Source organism: Segnochrobactrum spirostomi, from assembly GCF_009600605.1.
GTDB classification, from domain to species: domain Bacteria; phylum Pseudomonadota; class Alphaproteobacteria; order Rhizobiales; family Segnochrobactraceae; genus Segnochrobactrum; species Segnochrobactrum spirostomi.
The window spans coordinates 121,215-147,770 of sequence record NZ_VWNA01000002.1 but is presented as its reverse complement, the minus strand read 5'-3'; the positions used below and the strand labels follow the sequence as shown (position 1 = coordinate 147,770).

At 68.9% G+C, this 26,556-nt stretch carries 22 protein-coding genes and 1 pseudogene; 7 read left to right on the top strand and 16 right to left on the bottom strand.

What is annotated here, in order from left to right; translation table 11 throughout:
* Positions 1-12: 12 nt before the first annotated feature.
* The 10 genes and pseudogenes from F0357_RS19225 to F0357_RS19185 all read right to left on the bottom strand — a co-directional run bounded on the left by F0357_RS19225 (position 13) and on the right by F0357_RS19185 (position 10,632).
* The gene (locus F0357_RS19225) at positions 13-807 is read right to left on the bottom strand and encodes a DeoR/GlpR family DNA-binding transcription regulator (protein WP_153487918.1); all 795 of its coding nucleotides are present in this window, start codon (positions 805-807) and stop codon (positions 13-15) included.
* Positions 804-2,342, bottom strand: a complete 1,539-nt coding sequence (locus F0357_RS19220; protein ID WP_153487914.1) for an FGGY-family carbohydrate kinase — start codon at positions 2,340-2,342, stop codon at positions 804-806. The genes F0357_RS19225 and F0357_RS19220 overlap by 4 nt, the downstream gene beginning before the upstream one ends.
* 173 nt (positions 2,343-2,515) lie before the next feature.
* Positions 2,516-3,121: a dihydroxyacetone kinase subunit DhaL gene (gene dhaL / locus F0357_RS19215; RefSeq protein WP_153487910.1), complete on the bottom strand. Its 606-nt coding sequence runs from the start codon at positions 3,119-3,121 to the stop codon at positions 2,516-2,518.
* Between the two features lie 3 nt (positions 3,122-3,124).
* Positions 3,125-4,135, bottom strand: coding sequence for a dihydroxyacetone kinase subunit DhaK (locus F0357_RS19210; RefSeq protein ID WP_153487905.1), 1,011 nt, complete (start codon positions 4,133-4,135; stop codon positions 3,125-3,127).
* 153 nt (positions 4,136-4,288) lie between these two features.
* Positions 4,289-4,744 carry a D-erythrulose-4-phosphate isomerase gene (gene derI / locus F0357_RS19205; protein ID WP_153487903.1) on the bottom strand — a complete coding sequence of 152 codons (456 nt, stop codon included), beginning with the start codon at positions 4,742-4,744 and terminating at the stop codon, positions 4,289-4,291.
* A gap of 12 nt (positions 4,745-4,756) precedes the next feature.
* Entirely contained in the window at positions 4,757-5,530 is a 774-nt protein-coding gene (locus F0357_RS19200) for a triose-phosphate isomerase (protein ID WP_153487891.1), read from the bottom strand.
* A gap of 27 nt (positions 5,531-5,557) precedes the next feature.
* Entirely contained in the window at positions 5,558-6,508 is a 951-nt protein-coding gene (locus F0357_RS19195) for a sugar-binding transcriptional regulator (RefSeq protein ID WP_153487887.1), read from the bottom strand.
* Between the two features lie 35 nt (positions 6,509-6,543).
* Positions 6,544-7,475 (bottom strand): annotated as a pseudogene (locus tag F0357_RS24690) (sugar phosphate isomerase/epimerase family protein).
* A 32-nt stretch (positions 7,476-7,507) separates the two neighbouring features.
* Positions 7,508-9,022: a glycerol-3-phosphate dehydrogenase gene (locus F0357_RS19190; RefSeq protein ID WP_153487884.1), complete on the bottom strand. Its 1,515-nt coding sequence runs from the start codon at positions 9,020-9,022 to the stop codon at positions 7,508-7,510.
* A gap of 53 nt (positions 9,023-9,075) precedes the next feature.
* Entirely contained in the window at positions 9,076-10,632 is a 1,557-nt protein-coding gene (locus tag F0357_RS19185) for an FGGY-family carbohydrate kinase (protein ID WP_153487880.1), read from the bottom strand.
* Between the two features lie 854 nt (positions 10,633-11,486).
* Between F0357_RS19185 and F0357_RS19180 the strand changes: the two genes are divergently transcribed.
* The 5 genes from F0357_RS19180 to F0357_RS19160 all read left to right on the top strand — a co-directional run bounded on the left by F0357_RS19180 (position 11,487) and on the right by F0357_RS19160 (position 16,852).
* Positions 11,487-12,146 (top strand): DUF2291 family protein, encoded by a 660-nt coding sequence (locus tag F0357_RS19180; RefSeq protein WP_153487876.1) that lies wholly within the window; start codon positions 11,487-11,489, stop codon positions 12,144-12,146.
* Positions 12,143-13,681: a sugar ABC transporter ATP-binding protein gene (locus F0357_RS19175; protein ID WP_153487874.1), complete on the top strand. Its 1,539-nt coding sequence runs from the start codon at positions 12,143-12,145 to the stop codon at positions 13,679-13,681. Before F0357_RS19180 ends, F0357_RS19175 begins: the two co-directional genes overlap by 4 nt.
* 56 nt (positions 13,682-13,737) lie before the next feature.
* A complete protein-coding gene (locus F0357_RS19170; protein WP_246161809.1) occupies positions 13,738-14,760 on the top strand; it encodes an ABC transporter permease in 1,023 nt (340 codons plus the stop codon).
* A gap of 110 nt (positions 14,761-14,870) precedes the next feature.
* A complete protein-coding gene (locus F0357_RS19165; RefSeq protein WP_153487871.1) occupies positions 14,871-15,818 on the top strand; it encodes a D-ribose ABC transporter substrate-binding protein in 948 nt (315 codons plus the stop codon).
* A 251-nt stretch (positions 15,819-16,069) separates the two neighbouring features.
* Positions 16,070-16,852 (top strand): DeoR/GlpR family DNA-binding transcription regulator, encoded by a 783-nt coding sequence (locus F0357_RS19160; protein ID WP_376767847.1) that lies wholly within the window; start codon positions 16,070-16,072, stop codon positions 16,850-16,852.
* Positions 16,853-16,918: 66 nt separating this feature from the next.
* On the opposite strand, the gene F0357_RS19155 is transcribed toward F0357_RS19160, so the two are convergent.
* The 6 genes from F0357_RS19155 to F0357_RS19130 form a co-directional block, all read right to left on the bottom strand.
* Entirely contained in the window at positions 16,919-17,869 is a 951-nt protein-coding gene (locus F0357_RS19155) for a cyclase family protein (protein ID WP_208948480.1), read from the bottom strand.
* A complete protein-coding gene (locus F0357_RS19150; RefSeq protein WP_153487860.1) occupies positions 17,866-18,849 on the bottom strand; it encodes an ABC transporter permease in 984 nt (327 codons plus the stop codon). The genes F0357_RS19155 and F0357_RS19150 overlap by 4 nt, the downstream gene beginning before the upstream one ends.
* Complete coding sequence (locus F0357_RS19145) at positions 18,849-19,820, bottom strand: ABC transporter permease (protein WP_153487856.1); 972 nt, start codon at positions 19,818-19,820, stop codon at positions 18,849-18,851. The genes F0357_RS19150 and F0357_RS19145 overlap by 1 nt, the downstream gene beginning before the upstream one ends.
* A 4-nt stretch (positions 19,821-19,824) precedes the next feature.
* On the bottom strand, positions 19,825-21,309 hold the full coding sequence (locus F0357_RS19140; protein ID WP_153487853.1) for a sugar ABC transporter ATP-binding protein: 1,485 nt from the start codon (positions 21,307-21,309) through the stop codon (positions 19,825-19,827).
* Between the two features lie 97 nt (positions 21,310-21,406).
* Positions 21,407-22,465, bottom strand: coding sequence for a sugar ABC transporter substrate-binding protein (locus F0357_RS19135; protein WP_208948479.1), 1,059 nt, complete (start codon positions 22,463-22,465; stop codon positions 21,407-21,409).
* Between the two features lie 128 nt (positions 22,466-22,593).
* Positions 22,594-23,244 (bottom strand): TetR/AcrR family transcriptional regulator, encoded by a 651-nt coding sequence (locus F0357_RS19130; RefSeq protein WP_153487846.1) that lies wholly within the window; start codon positions 23,242-23,244, stop codon positions 22,594-22,596.
* A 446-nt stretch (positions 23,245-23,690) separates the two neighbouring features.
* Here F0357_RS19130 and F0357_RS19125 point away from each other — a divergent pair, with 446 nt between their 5' ends.
* Together F0357_RS19125 and F0357_RS19120 are read left to right on the top strand one after the other, a co-directional pair.
* Complete coding sequence (locus F0357_RS19125; protein WP_153487844.1) at positions 23,691-24,569, top strand: shikimate dehydrogenase; 879 nt, start codon at positions 23,691-23,693, stop codon at positions 24,567-24,569.
* Between the two features lie 52 nt (positions 24,570-24,621).
* Positions 24,622-26,526: a bifunctional sugar phosphate isomerase/epimerase/4-hydroxyphenylpyruvate dioxygenase family protein gene (locus tag F0357_RS19120; protein ID WP_153487842.1), complete on the top strand. Its 1,905-nt coding sequence runs from the start codon at positions 24,622-24,624 to the stop codon at positions 26,524-26,526.
* Positions 26,527-26,556 lie beyond the last annotated feature (30 nt).

Below are 26,556 nucleotides of genomic sequence, written 5' to 3'. Positions count from 1 at the left end.
TCGCCAGGATCGTCATGTCTCGCGCGCCTTCGTCTTGACGAGGGTCATGGGAACGCCGGCCGCCTCGAGCCGGCGCCGTTCGTCGGCCTTGAGGCCGTCGGTCATCAACACGTCGTGGAACGCCTTGAGATCGGCGAGCACGTTGAGGGCCGTCTTGCCGAGCTTGCCGTCGTCGAGCAGCAGCACCCGGCGCGTCGCGGCGGCCATCATCGCCTGCTTCACCTGGGTCACCTGGGCGTCCTGCACGAAGCAGGTGGTGCCCTCGACCGCCGAGGCCGAGCAAAACAGGATGTTGGCCCGGAGCGAAGAGATGATGCGCTCGGCGATCGGCCCGATGAAGGCCTGATAGGTCGGATGAAAGCGGCCACCGACGCAGATCAGCTCGACCTCGTCGAAGCCGGCGACGATGTTCACCACCACCATCGAATTGGTGATCACCGTCAGCGGGCCGACCTCTTCGAGAAGCGGCGCGAGCGCGCTCGCGGTCGAGGAATCGTCGAGCATGACGGCCTGCCCCGGCTCGATCAGAGCGACGGCAGCGCGGGCGAGCGCCTTCTTCTCCGCCTCGCGCACGGTCGCGCGGTAGCGATAGGCGCTCTCGTAAAGACCGGTCGGCTGCAGGGTGACGTGGCCGTGGAGCTTGCGCAGCAGGCCCTGGCGGGCGAGTTCGTCGACATGGCGGTGGATCGTCATGCGCGAGACGCCGAAACGCTCGGCGAGGTCGTCGATCCGCGCCTGCCCGACCTCAATCAGATAATCGGCGATCTCGCCGCGCCGGCTGTTCGATTTCGGGGGGCTCGCCGTCATGCGCCGCCTCCCGTCCGGGACGCCGCCGCCAGCGCCTCGATCGCCTCCCAATGGGGACGCATCGCGGTCGCGAGCTCCCGGAACAGGCGGTAGCGCGCGTCGAGCGCAGCGCCGCGGTCGGGGTTCGGCTCGTGGCGGCGCAGGAGACGGGTCGTCGCCCGGGCGCCGCCGCGCGGCGAGGCGAACAGGCCGACCGCGCTGCCCGCCGTCAACGCCGCGCCCCAGGCCGCCGCCTCGTCCGCCGAGGAGACCTCGACGGGAAGGCCGATCGCATCGGCGAACATCTGCGACAGCGCGGGATTGCGGGCGCCGCCGCCGGAGATGCGCAACGCGCTCGCGCCGAAGCCGTCGCTGAGATCGTCCACATGGAGGCGGTGATTGAAGACGATGCCTTCGAGCACCGCCTTCAGGAGATCGCCCCGCTCGTGCCAGCCGTGCACGCCGAAGAAGCCGGCGCTCGCCGCGCTGCCGAACGGCGAGCCGTACAGGAAGGGGTGAAACACGATGTCGGAGGGGCGGGCGAAGGCCTGCTCCAGCTCGGTCGCGATCACGGTGTGGATCGAGGCGCCGCCGGCGGCCTCGGCGGCGCGCTCGGCACCGCAGAAGTGGTCGAGGAACCAATCATAATTGGCGGTCGAGGCGGGCGAGATCGCCATCGCATTCCACTCGCCCGGCTCGATGGCGTTGCGGCAGAACCAGCGCCGGTCGACCGCCGGCCGCGTCGTCACCACCTCGTTGATCGAATAGGTCCCGGCGACGATCGAGATGCGCCCCGGTTCGTGGCCGCCGATACCGAGCGCCGAGGCGGTGACGTCGTGGAGACCGGCGGCGACCGGCGTGCCTTCGAGAAGCCCGGTCATCGCCGCCGCCTCGGCGGTGAGCGACCCGACCCTCTCGGACGAGCGCGCCACCGGCGGCAGCGCGGCCTGAAGCGCCTCCAGGCCGAAGATCGCCAGCGCTTCCGGATCGAAGTCCTGGGTCAGCACATTGGTGAAGGACGTGCTCGCCTCGGTGCGGTCGGTTCCGATGGTGCCGGAGAGGCAGAAGCGCAGCCAATCCTTGCAGGCGAGCACATAGCCGATGCGGGCGAAGCGCTCCGGCTCGTTGTCGCGAATCCAGGCGAGGATGGCGGACGGCGCCGAAGCGTGCGGCACCTGACCGGTCAGATGGAGCGCGCGGTCGGCGACGTCGGACGCATTCCAGGCGTCGGCGACGGCACCGGCCCGGCTGTCGAGCGACAGGATGCCGGGGCCGAGCGGGCGCTTCGCATGATCGAGGAGATAGAGCCCGTCGCCGTGGGCGGTCGCAGCGATGGCGGCGACGTCGGAGGCGGGCCGGCCCGAGGCGGCGAGCGCCTCGCGCACCGCGGCGGCGGTCGCCCGCCACAGCCCATCCATGTCGCGTTCGACGAAGCGCGGGCGGGGGTGCTCCTGGGGCAGGCGGCGGCGCGCGGTCGCGAGCGGCGTGCCGTCCACGTCGAACACGACGGCCTTGGTCACCGTCAATCCGTTGTCGATGCCGATCAGCGACGCCATTCCGCCCGTCCCGCTTCTTCCCGGTGCGCCTCTTTCCGAAGCGCTTGGAGAGCGATGTAACAGAAATTTTCGTGAAGATCACGTTTTAAAACGTTTCGATGGCCCACTCCACGCAAAAAGAAGCCCGGCTCGGAGAGCCGGGCGCGAGGGCGCTCGAAGGGTGGAAGCGCGGTCTATGCGAAGGCGCGGGCGAACTCGGCGATGATCATGGCGGCCGAGACCGCCCCCGGATCGCGGTGGCCACGGCTGCGTTCGCCGAGCCGGGCGGCGCGGCCGAGCGTCGCGATCATGTCGGCGGTCGCCGCCGCCCCGGCGTCGGCGGCGGCGACGATCTCGACGAACGACGCGCCGGCTTGCGCGGCGTTCGCGGCCGGCAACCACGCGTCGAGCATGGTCTTGTGGCCGAGTTCCGCCTTGCCGCGGGTCTGAATGCCCTCCGCCATCGCCACGATCAGAAGCGGCCCTTCGGTGCGCGGCATCGCCGGGCGGGGGCCGGCTGCCTTGCCGGCGCGCAGCAGGGCGGTCGCGTAGAGCGGACCGGACGAGGCGCCGACCGCGTTGAGGAAGCCCTTCGCCGCGGCGTTGAAATGATCCTGCAAGGTCCCCTCGGTGAGCGCCGCGACGGCGTCGGAAGCCGCCGCCATGCCCTGCTCCATGGCGATGCCGTGGTCGGCGTCGCCGATCACCCCGTCGAGGGCACAGAGCCCGTCGCGTTCGGCCTTCATCCGCGCCGCAAGGGCGGCGAACAGGGCCTTCAGGTCGTCCGTCGTGAAGTCCATCGCTCAGCCCGCCCGGAACATGGCGCAATCGCACGGATGGTCGAGCAACCGCTTCAGTTCGTCGTCGAGGTGCATCAGCGTGATCGAGGCACCGGCCATCTCGAGCGAGGTGCAATAGGGACCGACCAGCGTGACGTGCACCTTGAGGCCGGCGGCCGCGAGGCGCTCGGCGACGCGGGCGTTGAGGATGTAAAGCTCCATCAGGGGCGTCGCGCCGAGGGAATTGACGAGCACCGCCACCTCGTCGCCGGGGTCCGCCTTCATCTCGGCCAGGATCGCGTCGAGCATCTCGTCGGCGACCGCGTTCGCCGGCAGCAACGGACCGCGCCGCACGCCGGGCTCGCCGTGGATGCCCATGCCGATCTCCATCTGCCCGGCCGGCAGGTCGAAGTTCGGCCGCCGGGTCTGCGGCAGCGAGCAGGCGGAGAGCGCGACGCCCATGGTGTAGGTGCGGGCGTTGGCGTGGTGGGCGACCCGGACGACCTCGTCGAGCGGCATCATCAGGTCGGCCGCGGCGCCGGCCGCCTTGAAGATGAAGACGTTGCCGGCGACGCCGCGGCGCTTGTCGCGCTCGCCCGCCGGGGCCGAGGCGACGTCGTCGGTCGTCAGCACGGTGCGCGCCTCGATCCCCTCCATTTCGAGAAGCTCGGACGCCATGTCGAAGTTCATCACGTCGCCGGCATAGTTGCCGTAGAGGAACAGCACGCCCGCGCCGCCGTGCACCGCCATCGCGGCATCGACCGCCGGCTGGGGCGGCGGCGAGGCGAACACGTTGCCGACGGCACAGGCGTCCGCGAGGCCCTTGCCGACATAGCCGAGGAAGGTGGGCTCGTGCCCCGAGCCGCCGCCGACCACGATCGCGACCTTGCCGGGGCGCGGCCCGTGACGGGCGATGATGGCGCGCGGCGCATGATCGAGCCGCGCGACGTGGTGAGGATGGGCGGCCGCGATGCCGGCGAGCATCTCGTCGACCGCCCTGTTGCCGTCGTTGATGAGCTTTTGTGTTTCTGTCATTGGCGATCTCCTCCCTGTCACCGAACCGGCGGGAGGCGGACGTTAGCACGACGCCCACGCCAGTCCACGCCGGCGGCGCGGCGCCGGATCGGCGTGGATCGTCGCTCAGCGGAGCGGAGACGGGGGCGACGGATCGCCCCCGCCGCGCTGCCTTCAGCGGGCGTTGTACTTCGCGTCGAGCGCGTTGATCGCCTGGACGTTTCCGGCGGAGCGGCCGGTCTCGTCGAAGGTCTCTTTCAGGAAAGCGTCGGCGATCGCCTTCGCGAGCTCGGGCCCGATGACGCGGGAGCCCATGGTGATGATCTGGGCGTTGTTCGACAGCGCGGCACGCTCGGCCGAGTAGGTGTCGTGGGTCAGCGCGGCGCGAATGCCGGGCACCTTGTTCGCGGAAATGCAGACGCCGATGCCCGTGCCGCAGACGAGGATCGCCTTGTCGTAGGTACCGTCGAGCACACCCGAGGCGACCCGGTCGGACAGGTTGGCGTAGAAGGCGTCCGGCCCCGCATCGGTGCGCGACACCTCGCTCACCTCGTAGCGGTCCTTCAGATAATCGGCGAGCACCTTGGCGAGGCCCTCGCCCGCGCTGTCTCCGGCAATCGCGAGTTTCATGGTCGTTCTCCTTCAGATTCGGGCCGCGCACTTTTCCAGGATGTCGAGATAGCCCGCGACATCCCAGGCCGAGCGGCCGATGAACAGCCCGTCGATATGCGGGCAGGCGATGAGTTCTTCCGCGTTGTGCGGATTGACCGAGCCGCCATAGAGGCACGGTACCTTGCGGCCGAGCAGGTCGGCGGCGACCGCGACGATCTCGGCCTGGCGGGCGTCGGCGTAGTCGGCGGAGGCGGGAATGCCGTGTTCGCCGATCGCCCACACCGGCTCGTAGGCGAACAGGATCGGCGCAGTGCGCTTGTCGCGGTCGGAGAGAAAGGCGAGCGCGCCGCGCACCTGCATTTCGAGGACCGCGGCCGCCCGCCCGCCCGCTCGCTGCTGGAGCGTCTCGCCGATGCAGATCAAGGGAACGAGGCCATGGCGGACCGCCACGGCCGTCTTCAGGCCGACCGCCTCGTCGGTCTCGCCGAAATGCTCGCGCCGCTCGGAATGGCCGAGCTCGACGAGATCGAGCCCGCAATCGACGAGCATCGGGGCGGAGACCTCGCCGGTCCACGCGCCCTTCTCGGCCCAGTGCATGTTCTGCGCACCGACCTTCACCGACGTGCCCGCGAGCCGCGCCTTGACCTCGCGCGCCGCCGTGAACGGCGGAATGACGAAGCGCTGAATGCGGTGATCGGCTTTGTCATCGGCCGCGATGAGCCCGTCGGCGAAGGCGAGCGCCTCGGCGAGCGTCTTGTTCATCTTCCAACTGGTGCCGACCCAGAACCGTCTGTCGTCCGTCATGCCTGATGCCTGCTTCGCTCTCTCAACTCAGAGCAGCGCCTTCGCGGTCGCTTCATCGGTGATCAATCCGGCCAGCCGGCCGCTCTTCAGAACCGCGCGGATCGCGGGAACCTTGCTCTTGCCGCCGGCGATGGCGACGATGCGCGCCCCGTCCGGCCCCTCGACCGGCGCCGCCGTGGTGCGCGCGGTCAGGGCGGTCTCGACGACCCGCCCGTCGGCATCGAAGAAGTGGCAGAGCACTTCGCCGATCCCGCCCGCCTCAGCGACCGCGCCGATTTCGGCGGGCTCGATCATGCCGGAGGAGACGAGCTGCGCGTCGGGCCCGACCGTGCCGATGCCGACGATCTTCAGCTCGGCCTTGCAGCACATCTCGTAAACGTCGCGAACGCCGCGTTGGTCGAGCAACACCTTGCGATCTTCCGCGGTGTTGGCGACGACGGGGACGGGGATGATGAAGGCCTGCGCGCCCGTCTTCTCGGCGATGCTGTGCATCACATCGTGGGGATTGGCCGAATAATTGCGCGTCACGCCGCCGAGCAGCGAGACGAAGCGGATGCCGGACGCCGCTGTGCGCTGAAGCTGATGCACGGCGGCCGCGAGCGTGCGGCCATGGCCGAGGCCGACGACCCGGTGGCCGCCATGTTCGATCTCGCGTTTGATATAGCTCGCGCCGGCGATCCCGAGGCCCCGCAAAGGCAGCCCCTCCTCGCCGAGGTCCGGTGCGACCTCGCAGAAATCGAGGCCGTAGCGATCGCACAGGGCAACCTCGAGGTTCACGCACTCGACGATGTCGCCGTCGATCGTGACCTTCACGGCACCGTCCGCGACGGCGCGGGCGATGAGGCGATGCGTCTTCACCGACGGCAGCCCGAGCCGACGGGCGACCTCGGCCTGGGTCAGGCCGCCGGCATAGTGGAGCCACGCCGCGCGGATCGCGAGCGAGTCTTCCGGCGACGTGTTGATCGGCTTTCGGGTCATCCTGCTCGCGGCCTCCGCCCTCGGTGCGCGCCCCCTCAGATCGAGAGATCGGCGACGCCGGTCTCGATATGGGGGCCCAGAAGGCGATACTCTCGGCGATCTGCGGGATCACCTGACGATCGTTCGGCTCGCGCTCCTTGAAGCTGAGTTCGAGGCAGATTTCGTTGTCGACCGCACCGCCGGCCGCGAACGCTTCGAGGAGCGGCGCCGGCTGAATGCGGCCCTTCGCGTTGAACTCCGCCGTGAACGGACGATGACCGCCCTTGTCCATCAGGCTCTGCTTGATGTGGATGATCGGCGAGACGGGCGGCACGGCGCGCGCCCACGCGTAGGGGTCGTAATCGTCCGGGTTCGCCGAGGTGACGTCGCCGTGGTCGATGTCGGCCATCATCCACATCGGCACCGCGAGCCCGGCGGCGGTCAGGCGGTTCTGCAAGGCGAGGCAGGCCTCGATCGTCTCGCCGAACTCGCGGCCGATGCTCATCGGCTCCCAGAACACATATTTCAGGCCGGCCGCCTTGGCATGCTCGGCAACCTCGGCCCAGCAGGCGATCGCCGTCTCGATCAGCGCCTCGCGGCGGGCCGGATCGTCATAATCGCGGTAGGTGAAGATCGCGAACTGGGTGCCGACCGAAACGCCGCCGAGATCCCCGACGATGTCCGCAAAGGTCTTGAACCAATCGACATAATAGCGCCGGACCTCGCGGTCGGGATGGCCGAAATGGTTGAGCCGGCCGTAGGGCCCCGTCATGCCGCTCGTCACGCGCACCCCGGTGCGGGCGAGCACGGCGCCCATCTGCCGGGTCAGGCGGCGGATCACCGGAGCGGGCCAGCTCGGATTGATGAACTCGTGGGTGAGCTGAAGGTCGCGGATCCTGAGGTCGCGCGCCACCGTCTCGATCAAGTCGTCCGGATCGGCGAAGCGATTGACCAGCGGATTGGTGTTGAGGGACAGCGTCAGCGGCATCGTCGTCCTGGGGGCAAGCGGGCGAGAGGGTGTCAGGCGGCGAGCGCGAGTTCCGCGTCGAACCAGGCGGTGAACGCGGCCCTCTGCGCCTCGGTGAGGTGCAGGCCGTGCTTGGTGCGGCGGTCGAGGACATCTTCCGCCGTCTGCGCCCATTCACGGGCGACGAGATAGCGGACCTCCGCCTCGTAGAGATGCGCGCCGAAATGGCGGCCGAGCCCGGCGAAACCGTCGGCGGCTCCCACGATCGCCGGCGTGCGCGCGCCGTAGAGCCGGCCATAATGCAGGACGAGCGCGCGCGGCATCCACGGATAGGCGGCGCGCAGGGTCTCCACGAAGGCCGGGAAGTCGGCGCCCGGGATCTCGCCCCCGGGCAGCACGGCGCCCGCCGTCCAGTCGCCGCCCATCTTCGGAAACGTCTTGCCGAGGCGCTGCAACGCATGCTCCGACAGCTTGCGGAACGTCGTGATCTTGCCGCCGAAGACATTGAGGAGCGGTGCGCCGCCGGTCTCGTCGAGATCGAACACGTAGTCGCGGGTGACGGCGGACGGGTTGCCCTTGCCGTCGTCGAACAGCGGCCGCACGCCGGAGAAGGCGCGGATGACGTCGCTGCGCCGCAGCTTCTCCTTGAAGTAGCGGTTCACGGCGGCGATCAGATAATCGATCTCCCGTTCGTCGGCGGCGACCTTCTCCGGCGCGCCGTCATAGGGGATGTCGGTCGTGCCGATCAGCGCCTTGTCGCCCTCGTAGGGGTTGATGAAGATGACGCGCTTGTCGTGGTTCTGAACGAGATAGGCCTGCTGGCCCTCCCAGAACTTCGGAACGATGATGTGGCTGCCCTTGACGAGGCGCACGTTGCGGCTCGAGTTCGAGCCGGCGACGCGGCCGACGATGTCGTTGACCCACGGCCCGCCGGCATTCACCACCGCCCGCGCCCGGAAGGTGCGGATCTCGCCGGTGCGGCCGTCGCGGGTCTGCACCGTCCATTGCCCGCCGTCGCGCCGGGCGCTGATGCAGGCGGTGCGGGTCAGTACCTCCGCGCCCTTCTCGGCCGCATCGAGGGCGTTCAGCACCACCAGCCTGGCGTCGTCGACCCAGCAATCGGAATATTCGAAGCCGCGGGGATATTGGTCGAGGATCGGCGCTCCCTCGGGATCGCGCAGAAGGTTCAGGGCGCGGGTGCCCGGCAATTTCTTGCGACCGCCGAGGTGGTCGTAGAGGAAGAGGCCGAGGCGGACGAGCCAGGCCGGCCGATCGTTCGGGCTGTGCGGCAGGACGAAGCGCATCGGCCAGATGATGTGGCTCGCCGCGTTGAGCAGCACCTCGCGCTCGATGAGTGCCTCGCGCACCAGACGGAACTCGTAATATTCGAGATAACGCAGGCCGCCGTGGACGAGCTTGCCGGAGCGCGACGAGGTGCCCTGCGCGAGATCGTCCTTCTCGCACAGAACCACCGAGAGGCCGCGGCCCGCCGCGTCCCTCGCAATGCCCGCGCCGTTGATGCCGCCGCCGATCACGAAGAGATCGATCGCGCGCGCTTCGGTGGTCATCGCCTGCTCCTTCGCAACCATCCGGCGCCCCTTGCAGGACGCGCCGGTATCAATCAGAGGCCGCGCAGGGCGCCGAGCTCGCCCCACACGGGGACGAGGGCGCGCCGAGCGGTCGCGTAAACCGGGAAAAGCCGCTGGTAGGCATCGGCGAGGCCGCGATCGGGCGCTTCCGTGGCCCCGAGCAGCGGCGTCACCCATTCGGCGATGCAGGCTTCCATCGAGGGATAGGCGCCGACGGCGACCGCGGCCATCATCGCCGCGCCGGCCGCACCGGCTTCCTCGCGGCTCGACACGCGGACCGACGCGCCGACGGCGGCCGACAGGATGCCGCGCAGCGCCTTCGACCGCGCCGCGCCGCCGGTGAGCCTGAGCTCCGTCGGCAGATCGCCCATCGCCGAATAGCAATCGCGCATCGCCATCCCGAGCCCTTCGATCACGGCCCGGACGAGATCGGCATAGCGGTGCGCGGTGGAGAGCCCGATGAAGTCCGCCCGCGCCTTGGCGTTGACGAAGGGCCCGCGCTCGCCGGCCTCGGAAATGTAGGGGTGATAGAGAAGCGCCCCCGGCCGGCTCTCGGCGAGCCACCCCTCGATGCGCGGCACGAGGTCCGACGGCCGCACCGGCGCGTCGGCCGTCGAGAGGATGTCGCTCGCGATCTTCAGCACCCAGTCGATGTTGAGGGTCGCCGCCATGTTGGTCTGGACCTGGGTCACGACCCCGGGGACCGGCAGGGCGATCACGTAGCCCGTGCCCTCGGCGTTGAGGAAGACGTCCTCGAACCGGCACGCCTTGAGGTGAACGCCCGTGGAGCCGATCACCGAACAGGCCGCCGGCTCGCCGGTGTGGACCCCGGCGCCGAGCGCCGTCATCGCCATGTCGACATAGCCGAGCGAGACCGGCGTGCCGGCGAGCAGGCCGGTCTGCCGCGCGGCCTCGGCCGTCAGCGGATGGGTGATCTCGGTGCCGTCGATGATCTCGGGCAGCAGGCCGCGGCGCGACGAGAGGCCGAGGGCCTCGATCGCCGTGTCGTCATAGGCCCGGCTGCGGAAGTTGCCGAAGGTGAAGCTCGCCTCGGAGGGGTCGGTCGCCCGCACGCCGGTCAGCTTCAGATAGAGCCAATCCTTGCAATGCAGCGCCACCTCGGCCGTATCGAGCAGGTGCGGCGCGGTGCGATCCATGTGGGCGAGCTGGGAGCCCTGCTGGCAGGTGTTGAGGCCCGTACCGGTCGCCTCGAACCGGGCACGGTTGAGCGGACCCGCCGCGAGCCGCTCAACGGTCGGCGCCGCGCGGGCGTCGAGCCACAGCCAGGCCTCCGACACCGGACGGTCGCCGGCGCCGACGAGCCACGTGCCGTCGCCCTGCGCCGTCACCGCGATCGCGGCGGTGCGGGCGGCGAGGCCTTCGATCTTCTCGGCGAGGCCGCGGATCGCCGCAGCGCAATCATCCCATGTGCGGTCGAGCGGCTGCACGGCCGAACCGTCCGCCCCCATGGCGTAGGCGTTCGGAACCGAGGCTGACGCGATCTGACGGCCGCCGAGTTCGAACGCGACGGCCTTGATGACCGAGGTTCCCGAATCGATTCCGATCAGGAGATCAGCACCCGCTCGCATCGTCTGTCCCGAATGCGGTCCGCGCCCCGATCGAGAGCCGGGGTCCGTCGCAGCAACCATCGCAGTCCTCCCGTCGCGCCCGTCTCGGGCTCACGGCCCGGCGGCGTCGTCTTTGGTCGTCGGCGTCTTCGAGGCGGCCGGCGATATCGAGCCGCTGACGACGCCCTCAGATAGCATGCGATCGATTTATCATAAAGATCACGCAGTGAATGATTTTTTTTGCGGACGGCGGAAAAAATTTCAGATAGCCTTCTCTTCATCGCGATGCGAGTTCGACCGCATCTGCGGCCCCAACCGGCGCCCGCACCCACAGCGGCGAGCAAGGAAGGGCGTCGCGGACGTCCCGCGCGAAAAACGGCCCCGTGAACGAAGGGCCGGCCGAAACTGGGAGGAATTGTGGAGAAATCCACACCGCTCGGCCCCGTCACACGATGAACTCGGTCGGCGTGCGGCAGCCACGCGCGTTTTCCGGCCCGGGGCTCGAAGGCCGTTGCGGCATGACACCTGCGAGCGATCGAGGCGGAGAGCCGCTCTTCGAACCAACACCGGAAACGCCGAACACCGATTGACAGGCTACGTTAAGATCACATAGTCTCGCGATAAATAACATATCTCTAGCGCGATATCTCACCTCTCAGGATTGATATCACGCGGAAAATCGCGATCGGCGGGCTGCGCGAAGCGGTCACGTCGGCTCACGGGAGGATACGCACCGCCGCCGGATGTAGTCCGTGCCGCTCACCGCGGCGAGACACGTCCGCGCCTCGAGAACCGCCGCCGGCGGCTCGGACGGCTGCGCCCTCCCGGATCAGGCACAGGCACTCGGGACATCGTCCCGAGCCGGGATATTCATCATGAGCTTGGCCACGAATCCCGCCGCATCGCCCTTCGGCTCCCGCCGAACCCGCCGCACCGTAGCGATCGCCGCGATCGCCGTGGTCGTGGTCGGCGCCATCGCCCTCGATACGAAGGTCGTGCGCATCGGGTCCGCGGAGGACGAGCGGCAGGCCGGCTTCTCGCCCGAGGCCTACGGGGCGACCGCCTTCCCCAAGATCCAGGCCGCCGTCGAAGCCAAGGCGGTCGACGCGGCGACGCTCGCGACGGCCCTTGCCGCCGACAGTGCCGCCGCCACCGCGAAATACGGCGTCGCCTCCGGCACCGGCCCGCTCTTCTCCGTCCGCTTCACCGGAACCGTCGGCACCGGCAAGTCGGGCATCTACACGGTGAGCGTCGAGGGCATGCCGGCCGGCGACGGTATCCGCGTCCAGACCGGGCCCGCCATCAACGGCACCGAACTGCGCGACGCCACCGGCGAGATCCAGTTCGGCCAGTTCAAGAACCAGATCGAGTTCCAGAACGCCGGCTCCGCGATCAACAAGGAGATGAAGAAGCAGGTTCTGGCCTCGGTCGACACCGCGAACCTGTCGGGCAAGACGATCAAGGTCGTCGGCGTCTTCCGCCTGCTCAACCCGAAGAACTGGCTCGTCACGCCGGTGAAGCTGGACGTCCAATGAGCACCGGCACCGAACCCAGCGCAGCCGTCGGCGAGGTCGTGCTCGCAGCCCGCGACATCGCCAAGTCCTACGGCAGCATCCGCGCGCTGAAGGGCGTCAACTTCGACATCCACCGCGGCCAGGTCACCACGCTGTTCGGGGAGAACGGCGCCGGCAAGTCGACGCTGATGAAGATCCTCTCCGGGGTGGTGCAGCCGACCTCCGGGGCCATCATCCTGGACGGCCGCCCGGTCAGCTTCGCCTCCTCGACCGAGGCGCGCGAGCACGGCATCTCCATCATCCATCAGGAGCTCAGCCTCGCGCCCAATCTCTCGGTGCGCGACAACATCTTCATGGGCCGCGAGATCCGTACAGCCACCGGCGTCGATTTCGCCGAGGAGGAGCGGCAGACCCGCGCCCTCATGGCCGAGCTCGAGGAAGAGATCGATCCGCTCACCCCGGTCGAGGATCTCCGTCTCGGCCAGCAGCAGATCGTCGAGATCGCCCGGGCGCTCTCGGTCAACAGCCGCATCCTCATCATGGACGAGCCGACCTCGGCGCTCAGCGCCTCCGAGGTCGAGGTGCTGTTCAAGGTGATCCGCGACCTGACCGCGCGCGGGGTCTCGATCGTCTACATCTCGCACCACCTCGAAGAGGCGCTGCAGATCACCGATCACGCCGTGGTGCTGCGCGACGGCGCCATGACGGCCTATGCGCCGCGCGCCGCGATCGACCTCGAGTGGATCGTCCGCAACATGGTGGGCGACAATTTCGACCTCGGAACCCCGCCGACGGGCTACGAGTTCGGCCCGCCGGTGCTCCAGGTCGAGCAGGTCAGCGTCGCCGACGGCACCGCGGGCTTCCTCCTCGTCGATCGCCTGTCGCTCGATGTGCGGGCGGGCGAGATCGTCTGCATCTACGGCCTGATGGGGGCCGGCCGCACCGAACTGCTCGAGTGCCTCGCCGGCCGCATCGCGCCGGCAGGCGGCCGCGTGCTGCTCGACGGGGCGGACATTTCGGGCCTCTCGATCGCCGAGCGCATCGCCCGCGGCCTCGCCTTGGTGCCGGAGGACCGGCAGCGCGACGGTCTCGTGCAGACCATGAGCGTCGGCCAGAACCTGTCGCTCGCGAGCATCCGCGCCTTCACCAAGGGCCTCTTCACCTCGCGCCGCTCCGAGCAGTCGATCGTCGAGGACGCCATCCGCAAGGTGACGGTGAAGACCGACGGCGGCGGCGCCGCGATCGGCTCCTTGTCCGGCGGCAACCAGCAGAAGGTCGTGATCGGCAAGATGCTGGCGACCAACCCGAAGGTGCTGCTGCTCGACGAGCCGAGCCGCGGCATCGACGTCGGCGCCAAGGGCGAGGTGTTCCGCCTGCTCGCGGCCCGCGCCCGGCAGGGGCTCGCGGTCGTCTACACCACCTCCGAAGTCGGCGAGTGCCTGTCGATTGCCCACCGCATCGTCGTGATGCACCGCGGCCGGATCTCCGCCGAGTTCGGCTCCGACGTCTCCAAGGAAAGAATCATGGCCGCCTCCGGCGAGGCCATGGTCGCCTGATCGATCGCTGGATAGGACCGATGACGATGTCGCATTCCACCGCCCAACCGAAGAAGATGGCCGCTGCGCCGTCGAAGCGGAGCTTCGATCTGCGCCAGCTCCTCTTGGAAGGGCGTGCCTTCATCGCTCTCATCGCGATCGTCGTCGCGTTCTCGTTCCTGTCGCCGCATTATGCGACGACGAGCAACTTCCTGATCATGGCGTCGCACGTCGCGATCTACGGCATTCTGGCGATCGGAATGCTGATGGTGATCCTGACCGGCGGCATCGATCTCTCGGTCGGCTCGGTGCTCGGCCTCGCCGGCTGCGTCGCCGGCTTCCTGATGCAGGGCGTCGCGATCGCGCCGCTCGGGGTGATCCTCTATACCCCGGTGTGGGCGGTCGTCATCATCACCTGCGTCTGCGGCGGGCTGGTGGGCGCCGTCAACGGCGTGCTGATCGCCTATTTCCGCGTGCCCGCCTTCGTCGCGACCCTCGGCACGCTCTATGTCGCCCGCGGCATCGCGCTCCTGATGACGAACGGGCTCACCTACAACAATCTCGGCGGCAAGCCGGAGCTCGGCAATGTCGGCTTCGACTGGCTCGGCTTCAACCGCCTCGCGGGTGTCCCGATCAGCGTCATCGTGCTGTTCGTGCTTGCTCTGATCTTCGGCCTGGTGCTCGCCCGCACCGCCTTCGGCCGCTGGCTCTACGCCTCCGGCGGCAACGCCCGGGCGGCCGATCTCTCCGGCGTGCCGGTGAAGTTCGTGCAGGTCACGGTCTACACCCTGTCCGGCATCATGGCGGCGATCGCCGGCCTCGTCCTCTCCTCGCAGCTCACCTCCGCCGGACCGACCGCCGGCACCACCTACGAGCTGACCGCCATCGCCGCCGTGGTCATCGGCGGGGCCGCGCTGAGCGGCGGCCGCGGCACGGTGCGCGGCACCATGCTCGGCGCCTTCGTGATCGGCTTCCTCGCCGACGGCCTCGTGATCATCGGCGTCTCCGCCTATTGGCAGACCGTCTTCACCGGAGCCGTGATCGTGCTCGCGGTCCTTCTGAACAGCATCCAGTACGGCCCCCGCCTCAAGCGAGGCTGAGCCGACGCCCCGAGACTCTCTGCGGGGGGCAAGACGCGTTTCCGCGCCGCCGCAGAAAGCACCGCCGATCGAACGGCATCATAACGGAAACCCTGGGAGAGAGACCGACCATGCTGAAGACCGGAAAGCGGCTGCTTCTCGCGGCGATCGCGGCGAGCGCCATCATGACGAGCCAGGCTTGGGCCGACGGCCTGATCTCGATCATCGTCAATGATCCCGCCAACCCCTATTGGCTGACCGAAGGCCAGGTCGCCAAGGCGACCGCCGAAAAGCTCGGCTACACCGCCAACGTTTCCGCCCATAAGGGCGACACCAACACGGAATCGACGCTGGTCGATACGGCGATCACCAACAAGTCGGCCGCCATCATCCTCGACCCGGCGAACGCCGACGGTTCGGTCGGCGCCGTGAAGAAGGCGGTCGCCGCCGGCATCCCGGTGTTCCTCGTCAACGCCGAGATCAACCAGGAAGGCCTCGCCAAGGCGCAGCTCGTCTCCAACAACGCCCAGGGCGCCGCGCTCGGTGCCCAGCAATGGGTCAAGTCGGTCGGCGAGAAGGGCAACTATGTCGAGCTGTTCGGCAACCCGGCCGACAACAACGCCGCGACCCGTTCGAACGGCTACGAGACCGTGCTGACCCAGTACCCGGATCTCGTGAAGGTCGCCCAGGAAGTCGCGAACTGGGACCGCGCCATGGGCTACAAGAAGATGCAGTCCATGCTGCAGGCCCATCCGGACATCATCGGCGTGATCTCGGGTAACGACGAGATGGCCCTCGGCGCCATCGCCGCGTTGAAGGAAGCCGGCAAGCTCAACCAGGTGAAGGTCGGCGGCTTCGACGGCTCGCCGGATGCGGTCGCCGCCATCAAGGCCGGCGAGCTGCAATACACCGTCCTGCAGCCGGTCGCCGTGTTCTCGGCCGAGGCCGTCAAGCAGGCCGACAACTTCATCAAGACGGGCAAGACCGGCGCTTCCTCGGAGAAGCAGCTGTTCGACTGCCTGCTCATCACGCCGGACAACGTCTCCAAGTACACCGGCCCCTTCACCCTCTCGCAGTGAGGTGCGGACGGCGCGGCACCCCTCCCCCGGCGGCCGCGCCGACCACCGGTCGCGAGCCGGCCCGCCGCATCCGAAAGGGCCTGCGGCGGGCCTTTTTTTGCCCCTCCCCGCATTTCGTTGTATGGGACAGCGCGGAGCGAGAGCGCATGCGTGACGACGTCGAAGTTTCGATCGAGGAGACCGTCGAGCGTCTGGTCGGCAGCCAGATCGCCAGCGACAGCCGCCATGCCCGCCAGCTCGCCCGCCGCCAGATGATCGCCGAGGCCGTGATGGCCGAGGGCACGATGCGCATCGAGGATTTGACCGAGCGCTTCGGCATCAGCCTGATGACGGTGCACCGCGACATCGACGAGCTCGTCGCCCGCGGCCTGTTGCGCAAGACGCGGGGCATCGTCTCCGCCGCCCCGACAAGCCTCATCGAATCGAGCGACGTCTATCGCGTCACCCGGCAGGCGGCAGAGAAAAAGGCGATCGCGCTCGCCGCCATGCAGTTCGTCGAGCCGGGCCAGGCGATCTTCATGGACGACAGCACGACGGTGCTGCAGATGGCGGCGCATCTGCCGGCCCGGGTCCCGCTCACAATCATCACCAACTCGCTCGCCTTGATGAACGAATTGAAGGCCGTGCGCGACGTCAGCCTGCTCGGGCTCGGCGGCCAGTTCTACAATTGGTGCAACGCCTTCATCGGCCGCATGACGACCGCCGAGATCGGCCGCCTGCGCGCCGACCGCGTCTTCCTCTCGCTCGCCGCGATCACCGACGACCTGGTGTTCCACCAATCGCCCGAGATGGTGGAGACGAAGCGGGCGATGTTCGACAGCGCGGCGATGCGCATCCTGCTCGCCGATCACACCAAGTTCGAGCGCCGCGCTCTGCACGCCATGGGGTCGCTGTCGGAATTCGACGTCGTCATCGTCGACGACGCCCTCCCCGAACCCCACCTCGACCGCCTGCGCCGCAAGGGCATCAACATCGTCCTCGCGCCCCTGCACGGCACCTTGCCCGGCGAACCGGCCCGCTCGACGATCCTTTGATGCTCCGGAGAGCGCCGTCGCGGCCGCTGCCCGCGAGTGCCGGCGCCCGCGTATCCCGAGCGCCGTTCAGACGATCGCGAACGGCATGCCCGGCGAGCCGGTGGCGCCGACGATCGGCAAAGGCGCGAAGACGTAGACGAATTCGCTGATGCCGCGGGCGGCAAGGGCGGCGAGGTTCATCCCCTCGTGCAGATGAATGCCGTGACGGATGATCAGGTGCTGATGGCACGGCAGCACGAAGTCGGGATCGACTGGCGGCATCACGTCGACGGCGAAATTGTCCGCACCGACCACGCAGGGTCGGAAAGCAGAGAGATATTCGGCGGCGGGAAGCCCAAGCCCCGGCGCACTGTCGTACCACGTCTCCGCTTCCGTCTCGAAGCGCGAGCCGTGCCCGGTGCGGATCAAGACGACGTCGCCGGGCCGCAGCCATCCGTCCGCGGGCAGGCCTTGTCGATCGAGGCAGGCGCGCAGATCGTCCGGCGTGATCTCGACCCCGCGCGCGAGGGGCGCGCCCTTGAGACCTTCCACGTCCAGGAGGACGCCGCGCGTGACGAAGATCGGCGCCTGCTCGATGCCGAGCCGCGACAGCCCCGACGGCGTCCAGATTTCGTCGAGCCGGTTGCCGTTGTAGAGCAGGGTCCGGCAATGGCCGCACCCCATGAGGCGCTGATGGCCGAGGTGGCCGAGCGCATCCATGTGCGTGCCCATCTGCCCGATCTCGGTGGCGACGAAATCGTCGTTCCAGACCGTTCGGCTCTTCGCGCCGACCGGGCCGCCCGTCCCTTCAGGACCGCCTTGCAGCGTCAGCGTGAAGGATCGGCCCGGCGAGAACGGCATGCGCGGGGTGTAGGGGAACCCCAGCGGGATGGTCTCGCCGAAACGCACGAGAGCGAGCGCTTCGAGCACCTTGTGGGGCCCGAGCAGGTTCGCATTGCCACGCTGATCGTCCGCCCCCCAGGGCGACGGGAACCAATCCCGTCCGAGCGCCGGATTGTCGTCGTCCGATCCCGTCACGTCCGGCTCCCGTCCACGCTCAAGCGCCTCGAGAATGCGCGCCGGCGAGCCCATGCGGAATAGCCGCCTTCGGCGAGGATGAGCGTGATGAGGAGCGCGCCGCTTGCGAGGCTCTGGGCCCAGAACGGGGCGCCGAGGCTCGCGATCCCGCTCACCAAGAAGCGCAGGGTGAAGAGCCCGACGAGAATGCCGAGCACGCTGCCGCGCCCGCCCTGCAAAGCGACGCCGCCTATCAGGCACGCGGTCACGGCATCGAGCAGCACCGCCTCGTAGCCGAGCGGCGTCGCGCTGCCGGCCTCGAGCGACAGGAACGCGCCCGCGAGCCCGGCGAGACCGCCCGACAGTGCGAACGCGAGCACGATAGGCCGTCGCGTCGGCACGCCGGCCGCCCGGGCCTCCGCCCGACCGCCACCGATCGCGAAGATCTCGCGACACCAGATCGTGGTCGTCGCCAGCAGACCGAGGAGGAGGGCGACGGCGAAGAGGGTCAGGCTCAGCGGGGACAGGAAGCCCCAATGAACGTCGAGGAAGTCGATGGACTCGAGCTCGTCGAGCGGAATGTTCGCCGTCTGCTCCCCGGAGAGCAGCAGGGCGAGGCCGCGGAAGGCGATCAGCGTGCCGACGGTGAAGATGAGCGAGTTGATGCGAAGCCAGGCGATGCACCAGCCCTGCAACGCGCCGACGAGGGCGGCGAGCAGGGCCGTCAGGCAGATCGCCGGAATGATGCCGATCGCCGCCAGCTTGATCGAGACGATGCCCGCGAGCGCGGCCATCGAGCCGACGGAGAGATCCATCTCGCCGGCGATCATGGTGAGCCCGACGCCGAGGGCGATAATACCGGTGAGAAAGGCCCCGTCCAGCAGCGAGGCGATGCCGGCGACGCTGTAATAGGCCGGCAGCTTCAGCGCGAACGCGGCATAGACCAGAAGCATGAAGGCGAAGCGGACCGCGAGATCGCGGCGCGGATCGAGACGGTTCATCACGTCTTGTCCTGCAGCAGATGGAAGGCGCTCGTCGCACCGACGACCACGGCGCCGACGATCGTCATCCGAAGCCCGGCGGAAAAGCCGTTGAGCAGCATCAGGTTCTCGAGCAGCGCGATGAGCACCGCGCCGAGCGCCGCCTGGAGAGGCGATCCCTGTCCTCCCCTGAGCGCGATGCCCCCGACCAGCACCGCGGCGATGTAGTCGAAATCGTAGCCGTTGAAGAGGTTGGCCCGCGCCTCCGAGAACTGGCACACGGTGAACACCGCGACGATCGCCGCGCCGACCGACAGGATCGCGAGGGCCGTGCCGGTGACGGCGGCGACGCGCAGGCCGCTCGCGACCGCCGCCTCCCGGTTGGCCCCGCTCAAGAGGATCCGCCGTCCGAGGCTCGTCTTGCGGACGGTGAGCCAGGCGAGTGCGGCAAGGATCACGAAGGCCCAGCTCTGCGTCGGGATGCCGAGGGGACGCGCGGTCCCGATCCAGGTCGCCGCCGCATCGTTGATGCGCAGCACGCCGTTCCCGCTCAGCACCGACGCGAGCCCACGGAAGACCGCCCCGAAGGCAAGCGTCGCGATGATCGGATTTCCGGTGAGGTTCACGGCGACGCCTTGCAGCGCCCCCGCGGCCACGGCGACGACCAAGACCGCGCCGAGCCCGGCGCCGAGGCCGGCGGCCGCGGTGACGAGGGCGAACACTACAGCGAGAAACGCGCCGAGCGCGCTCGCCGACAGGGCGAAGAGGTTGCCGGACAGCGTCACGAAGCTCATGGCGACGGCGACGATCCCCGTCATCGAGGCCGCGCGCACGATGACGAGACCGTTGCCGACCGTCAGGAAGGACGGCGTGGAGAGGCCCGCGACCGCCATCAGGAGGAGCGATGCGGCCGCGACCGAGAGCCCGGCGAAGCGCCAGGTGCCGCGTCCGAAGGGACGCCGGCCGGCGGCGGATGCGGATGTCGGTGCCATGCGATCAGGCCGCGAGATCGGGGTGGGTGACGGCACGGGTGACGCTCTCGGCCGTCATGGTCTGGGCGGGCGCGAGGCCGACGAGGCGGCCGTGGAAGAAGGTGCCGATGCGATCCGAGAGGCCGAGCACCTCGTGGGTATCGGACGAGGCGAACAGCACGGCGAGCCCGCGTTCGGTCTGGGCCCGGAGGTGGCGATAGATCTCGGCGCGGGCCCCGACGTCGACGCCGCGCGTCGGCTCCTCCACGAGGAGCAGAGACGGCGCGAGCCCGATCCACTTGCCGAGCGCCACCTTCTGCTGGTTTCCGCCGCTCAGGTGACCGGCGAGCCTATCGAGCCGATTGACGTCGACATCGAACTGCTGGGCGATCGTGCGGGCGTGGGCGCCCTCCGCGGCGCGATCGATCAGGCCCCCGCGGGAGACCGCGCGCAGCGTCGGTGCCGTCAGGTTCTCGACGAGGTTGCGCACCGCGAAGACGCCGTCCCGTTTGCGGTCGTCGGAGCAATAGGCGATGCCGGCGGCGATGCTGTCGCGGATCGTCCGGGGCGTGAACGGCCGCCCTTGGAAGACGATCCGACCCTGCTGGATCGGCACGAGACCGGCGAGCGCTTTGAGGATGGCGTTGGCGCCGCTGCCGACCTGACCGGCAAGGCCGAGCATCTCGCCCCGCCGCACCGTGAAGCTGACGGGCGCAGACAAGCCGGGGCAGAGGCAATTCTCCACCGCGAGCACGACGTCGCCCGGGCTCTCGGCGCGCGCGGGAAACATCTGCTCGAGCCGCCGGCCGAGCATCATCTCGATGAGACGCTCGACATCGAGGGACCGGGTCTCGACGGCGTCGAAGCTGCGGCCGTTGCGGATGACGGTGACGCGCCGGGCGAGCTCGAACACCTCGCCGAGGCGGTGCGTCACGTAGATCACCGCACAGCCCTCGGCGGCCAGCGCACGAACCGCCGCCTTGACGCGCTCGATTTCCGTCTCGGAGAGCGCCGCGGTCGGTTCGTCCAGGATCGCGATCCGCGCCTTGCGCGACAGGAGACGCGCGATCTCGACGAGTTGCCGCTCGGCGACGGAAAAGGCATCGGCGGGCCGCAGCGGGTCGACGTGATCGAGGCCGACGCGGGCGAGAAAGGGCCGGGCGAGACGGGCGAGGCGGCGGGGGCCGCGCAAGACGCCGATGCTGTCGTCGCCGAGAAAGACGTTCTCCGCGACACTCAACGAGCCGATGACGCTGAGTTCCTGGGCGACGTAGGAGATGCCCGCGGACCGCGCACGGCCGGGCGAGCCGATCGTCACCGTGGCGCCCGCGATCGCGATCGAGCCGGCGTCGGGCTGCTCGAGGCCGGACAGGATCTTGACGAGGGTACTCTTGCCGGCGCCGTTCTCGCCGAGCAGCGCCATCACCTCCCCCGCCTCGACCGAGAGATCGACGTCCTCGAGTGCGACGGCGGCACCGTAGCGCTTGGCGATGTTCCGCATCCTGAGCATGCCGCTCCTCCCGCGACGCCACGGTGCGGGACGCCGAGGCCTCCCGCACCGGTTTCCGCCGATCTCCGCGCCCCAAGGGACGCGAATGGTGTCGGCGTCAGAAGTTGCAGAGCTCTTTGATGCTCTTGCCCCAGAGCTTCGCCTGATCATAGGCCGCCTGGGTGTTGCCGACAGCCGGATTGGGCAGGAAATTCAACTTGTGCGGGGCGCCCGTATCCGCCGGCGGATGATCGGGATCGGCGGGCAGATAGACCTCGCCCGGTTCGACCTTGCCGGTGTCGATATATTTCACCAGGGTCTGAACCGCGAGCCAGCCTTCGAAATAGCCGGATTGGATCGCGGTTCCGACGAGATCGCCGTTGACCACGTGGCTGGAGTCGCCGTGGCAGGTTCCGCCGACGATGAGGATATCCTTGCCCGGCGTCAGGCCGTTCTCGCGCGCCGCCTGCGCCGCCGCGCCGGCGATCGAGTCGTTCTCGGTATAGATCCAGGTCAGCTCGCCCTTGTTGGCCGGAATGATCTGGGCCGCGACCTTATAGCCTTCGTCTTCCAGGAAGCCCGCCGTCGGCGTCACCGAGATCACGTCGAGCTTGCCCTTCACGGCCTCCTCGAAGCCGGTGACGCGATCGTCACCCGCCGACACGCCGGCCGGAAAGCGGATGATCGCGCCCTTGCCGCACTTGATCTTGGCATCGGCGCAGGCCTTGAGCAGCATCTCGGCCGCCGTCTTGCCGCTCAGGATGTCGTTCGCGCCGGCATAGGCGGTGTAGAACTTGTCGGTGCCCTTGAGCGGGAACTGGTTCGACACGATCACCGGCGCGCCGGATTTCGACAGCGCCCGCAGCGCGCCGATCCCGGCCGCGTTCTCGAACGGCCACCAGATATAACCGGCGACCTTCTCACCCGAGGCGAGCTGCTGCTGGACCTGGCTGTCCTGCTCGGACTGATTGAAGTTGTTTTCGATCGCCTTGACCGAATAGCCGAGTTCCTGCGCCTTCGCTTTGGCGCCCTTCTCGAACTGGCCGATATAGGGGTTCGTGCTCGACGGCACGAAAACGACGATCTCGCCCTTGTCCGCGGCGAGAGCGGCGCCCGCCAGCCACGGCAGCGCCACCGCGAGCGCGCCGAGTGCAACCGTCGCAAGTCCGGTTTTCATCTTCATCCTCCCTGGTCTCGTTCTTGACGGCGGTCGGCGCCGCCTTCCGCGACCCTTTGCGGATCGCCGTTGATCGCAAACTTACTATCTAGTTCGTACACGTCAAGGCGAACTTGTTCGCCCCGGCCTCAGGCCTCGGCCTTCAGGTAGGCGAGCACGGCATCGACGATCATCCGCCGGTGGCGCTCCCGCACGGCCGGATCGGCGAGATCAAGCCCGAAGATGGTTCCGAACGTGTATCGGTTCGAAACCCGGAAGAAGCAGAACGAGCTGATCAGCATGTGGACGTCGACCGGCTCGGCGCGCCGGCGGAAGGCGCCACGCCGATATCCCTCGGCGAGGATCGCACCGAGGGTCTCGATGACCGAGACGTTGAGCCCGGCGATCGAGGACGATCGCGCCATGTGCTCCGCCTTGTGGATGTTCTCGATTGCAACGAGGCGGATGAAATCCGGATGCCCATCGTCATAGTCGAACGTCGATTCGATCAGCGTCGCGAGCGCGGTCTCCGGCGCGAGCTGACCGAGGGAGAGGTCGCCCTCCACGCTGCGGATCGACTTGTAGGCCCGTTCGAGAACGGCGAGGTAGAGCCCCTCCTTGCTCCCGAAATAATAATAGATCATGCGCTTGGAGGTCTTCGTGCGCTCGGCGATGGCATCCACGCGCGCACCGGCGAGGCCGAGATCGGAGAATTCTTCCGCCGCAACCGCCAGAATGTCCTCCCGTGTGAGATCGGGATCGTTCCGGCGCGCCGGGCGCCCTCCCTGGGCTCCACTCATGGACTTCCCCTTGTTGTGTCTCTTGGCCGCTGTCGGCACGCCGCAGCGGGGATGGCGCAAACGGGTACCGAGCGGTTCGAGACCTGTCCAGAGAATCTGCGCTCCCGCCAGGAGCGCAGCGCGCATCCAGCTCCGCTTCGATCGAGACGGGACGGATTGTCGAAATGGTCCCGGATGCTGCGGCCTCGGCGGAACCCCATCGCTCCCAAAAGGCCGCGCTCGCAAAGAGAACGCGGTTGAGAGCGGCCCCGCATGACTCGCGACGGAGCGCTTCATGGCCTCTGCCGAGAGACGGTCGCGTCGGTGCACCTGCCTCCCCCATCCGACACGATCGCCCCCCTCCGGCCTCCTCTCTGGACCTGTGCCCTCAATTATTGTACGCACTGGTTAGTTTATAAAAGCGGCCGCCGGTTCGAACGACGCGGCGGGCGTGGAGGAAAGCGCGCATGACGGTCCCTCAAATCACGAGGAGCGTGCTCGTCGGCCTGATCGGGGCCGGGATCCAGGCGTCCCGCTCGCCTGCGCTGCACATGCGGGAAGGCGCCGAGAACGGGCTCTCCTACCGCTACGACTTGATCGACACGGCCGTCCGCGGCGTCGGGCCTGAGGCTTTGCCCGCCCTCCTCGACGAGGCCGAAGGGCGCGGTTTCGCCGGGCTGAACATCACCCACCCGTTCAAGCAAGCGATCCTGCCGCTCCTGACAAGCCTGAGCGACGACGCGCGCGCGATCGGCGCCGTGAACACCGTCCTGTTCCGGGGCGGAGAGCGGATCGGTCACAACACCGATTGGTGGGGCTTCGCGGAAGCCTTCCGACGCGGGCTCCCCGGCGCCGCACTCCATCACGTGGTCCAGCTCGGGGCCGGCGGTGCTGGAGCCGCCACGGCGCATGCGGCGCTGTCTCTCGGCGTTCGGAACTTGCTTCTGTTCGACCTGGAGAGCCAGCGCGCGGAACAACTCGCGGCCGACCTCTCGGAGCGCTTTCCGGATCGGACCGTCGGCGCGGGACGGGATCTCGCACCGAGCGTGGCATCGGCGGGCGGGCTCATCCACGCGACACCGACCGGCATGAAGGCGCATCCGGGCCTCCCGTTCCCCGCGCACCTCCTGCATCGCGAGCTGTGGGTCGCGGAGATCGTCTACTTCCCCCTCGAGACCGAGCTCCTGAGGAGCGCGCGTGCGCACGGATGCCGGACGCTCGACGGCGGGGGCATGGCGGTGTTCCAGGCGGTCGAAGCCTTTCGTCTCTTCACCGGCATCGTCCCCGACGCGGAACGGATGCTGCGCCATTTCCACACGATGACGGCGGCCGGCGGGCCGGAATAACCGGATCCGCCGTCCGTCCCGGCCGAGCCTCGTCGAAGGGAGGAGTTCGCGGATGAAGACGTCGATTGCGACGGTGTCGTTGAGCGGGGACCTTCCGGAGAAACTGTCGGCGATCGCCCGGGCGGGGTTCGACGGGGTCGAGATCTTCGAGAACGACTTCCTCGCCTTCGACCTGTCGGCCCGCGAGGCCGGCAGGCTGGTGCGCGAGGAAGGCCTCGAGATCACCCTGTTCCAGCCCTTCCGCGATTTCGAGGGCCTGCCCGAGCCCCTGCGCGGGCGCGCCTTCGACCGCGCCGAGCGCAAGTTCGACCTCATGCAGGAGCTCGGCGCCGACCTCCTCCTGGTCTGCTCCAACGTCTCCCCCCAAGCCCTCGGCGGCATCGACCGCGCCGCCGACGACCTCGCCGCCCTCGGCGCGCGCGCCGCCCGCCGCGGCCTGCGCATCGGCTACGAGGCGCTCGCCTGGGGCCGCTTCGTCAACGACCACCGCGACGCCTGGGAGATCGTCCGCCGCGCCGACCATCCCGCCGTCGGCCTCATCCTCGACAGCTTCCACACCCTCGCCCGCGGCATCGACACCGCCTCGATCCGCGCCATCCCCGCCGACCGCCTCTTTCTCGTCCAGCTCGCCGACGCCCCCAAGCTCGCCCTCGACCTGCTCTCCTGGAGCCGCCACTTCCGCACCATGCCCGGACAGGGCGATCTCCCCGTCGCCGACTTCCTCGATGCCGTCCGCGCCACAGGCTACGACGGCGTCCTCTCCCTCGAGATCTTCAACGACCAGTTCCGCGCCGGCTCCGCCCGCGCCGTCGCCGTCGACGGCAAGCGCTCCCTGCTCACGCTCGCCGACCGCATCGGCCTCGCCGACATCACGGCGACCGCCAAGCGGGCCGCGCTGCCCCTGCCGCCGCGCAGCGCCGTCGAGCGCGTCGAATTCGTCGAATTCGCCCTCGACGAAGCCTCCGCGGCCGAGTTCCGCCGCCTCATCGCGAGCCTCGGCTTCCGCCGCACAGGCCGTCACCGCTCCAAGGAGGTCGAGGTCTGGACCCAGGGCGCCATCGCCCTCGTCGTCAATGCCGAGCGCGAGGGCTTCGCCCATTCCTTCTACATCACCCACGGCCCCGGCGTGTGCGCCTGGTGCCTCAAGGTGCCCGATGCCGAGGCGGCCGAGCGCCGCGCCCGCGGCCTCCTCGCCGCCCCCTTCCGCCAGGCCGTCGCCGCTGGCGAGATCGAGATGCCCGCCGTGCGCGGCGTCGGCGGCAGCCTGATCTATTTCGTCGACGACACCGAGCGCGCCCGCTGGCGCGAGGTCGATTTCGATCCCGTCGATCCGGCGGACGAAGAGGTACCCGACCAAGACCCGGCCGACGCCGGCCTCGTCCGCGTCGACCATCTCTCACAGTCCATGGACTACGACGAGATGCTGTCGTGGCTCCTCTATTATTCCGCGATCCTCGACGTCGAGAAAACGCCGGGGCAGGACGTCGCCGATCCGGGCGGGCTGACCCGCAGCCAGGTCGTCGCCACCCGCGACGGCGCCCTGCGCGTCGTCCTCAACGCCTCCCAGAGCCGCCGCACCCTCTCCGGCCGCTTCCTCAGCGAATTCTTCGGCTCCGGCACCCAGCACATCGCGCTCGCGACCCGCGACATCTTCGCGACCGCCGCCGCCCTGACGGCCCGCGGCCTCGCGCCGCTGCCGATCCCCGAAAACTATTACGAGGACCTGATCGCCCGCTTCGCCCTCGACGACGACCTCGTCGAACGCCTGCGCGCCGGCCGCATCCTCTACGACCGCGACGCCGCGGGCGGCGAATATTTCCAGATCTACACCCGCACCTTCGCCGACCGCTTCTTCTTCGAGATCGTCGAACGCCGCGCCTACGACGCCTACGGCGCCCCCAACGCCCCCATCCGCCTCGCCGCCCAGGCCAGACTCGCCAAACCCGTCGCAGGGTGAACGAACGCCGCGCGTCGCAGCAGCGCAGCG

Coding starts and splice junctions, on each gene's coding strand:
- F0357_RS19225 (WP_153487918.1), bottom strand. CDS start 807: ATGACGGCGAGCCCCCCGAAATCGAACAGCCGGCGCGGCGAGATCGCC.
- F0357_RS19120 (WP_153487842.1), top strand. CDS start 24,622: ATGAAGACGTCGATTGCGACGGTGTCGTTGAGCGGGGACCTTCCGGAG.
- F0357_RS19140 (WP_153487853.1), bottom strand. CDS start 21,309: ATGCTCAGGATGCGGAACATCGCCAAGCGCTACGGTGCCGCCGTCGCA.
- F0357_RS19210 (WP_153487905.1), bottom strand. CDS start 4,135: ATGACAGAAACACAAAAGCTCATCAACGACGGCAACAGGGCGGTCGAC.
- F0357_RS19130 (WP_153487846.1), bottom strand. CDS start 23,244: ATGAGTGGAGCCCAGGGAGGGCGCCCGGCGCGCCGGAACGATCCCGAT.
- F0357_RS19195 (WP_153487887.1), bottom strand. CDS start 6,508: ATGACCCGAAAGCCGATCAACACGTCGCCGGAAGACTCGCTCGCGATC.
- F0357_RS19125 (WP_153487844.1), top strand. CDS start 23,691: ATGACGGTCCCTCAAATCACGAGGAGCGTGCTCGTCGGCCTGATCGGG.
- F0357_RS19145 (WP_153487856.1), bottom strand. CDS start 19,820: ATGGCACCGACATCCGCATCCGCCGCCGGCCGGCGTCCCTTCGGACGC.
- F0357_RS19150 (WP_153487860.1), bottom strand. CDS start 18,849: ATGAACCGTCTCGATCCGCGCCGCGATCTCGCGGTCCGCTTCGCCTTC.
- F0357_RS19200 (WP_153487891.1), bottom strand. CDS start 5,530: ATGACGGACGACAGACGGTTCTGGGTCGGCACCAGTTGGAAGATGAAC.
- F0357_RS19170 (WP_246161809.1), top strand. CDS start 13,738: ATGGCCGCTGCGCCGTCGAAGCGGAGCTTCGATCTGCGCCAGCTCCTC.
- dhaL (WP_153487910.1), bottom strand. CDS start 3,121: ATGGACTTCACGACGGACGACCTGAAGGCCCTGTTCGCCGCCCTTGCG.
- F0357_RS19185 (WP_153487880.1), bottom strand. CDS start 10,632: ATGCGAGCGGGTGCTGATCTCCTGATCGGAATCGATTCGGGAACCTCG.
- F0357_RS19175 (WP_153487874.1), top strand. CDS start 12,143: ATGAGCACCGGCACCGAACCCAGCGCAGCCGTCGGCGAGGTCGTGCTC.
- F0357_RS19135 (WP_208948479.1), bottom strand. CDS start 22,465: ATGAAAACCGGACTTGCGACGGTTGCACTCGGCGCGCTCGCGGTGGCG.
- F0357_RS19220 (WP_153487914.1), bottom strand. CDS start 2,342: ATGGCGTCGCTGATCGGCATCGACAACGGATTGACGGTGACCAAGGCC.
- F0357_RS19180 (WP_153487876.1), top strand. CDS start 11,487: ATGAGCTTGGCCACGAATCCCGCCGCATCGCCCTTCGGCTCCCGCCGA.
- F0357_RS19160 (WP_376767847.1), top strand. CDS start 16,070: ATGATCGCCGAGGCCGTGATGGCCGAGGGCACGATGCGCATCGAGGAT.
- F0357_RS19190 (WP_153487884.1), bottom strand. CDS start 9,022: ATGACCACCGAAGCGCGCGCGATCGATCTCTTCGTGATCGGCGGCGGC.
- derI (WP_153487903.1), bottom strand. CDS start 4,744: ATGAAACTCGCGATTGCCGGAGACAGCGCGGGCGAGGGCCTCGCCAAG.
- F0357_RS19165 (WP_153487871.1), top strand. CDS start 14,871: ATGCTGAAGACCGGAAAGCGGCTGCTTCTCGCGGCGATCGCGGCGAGC.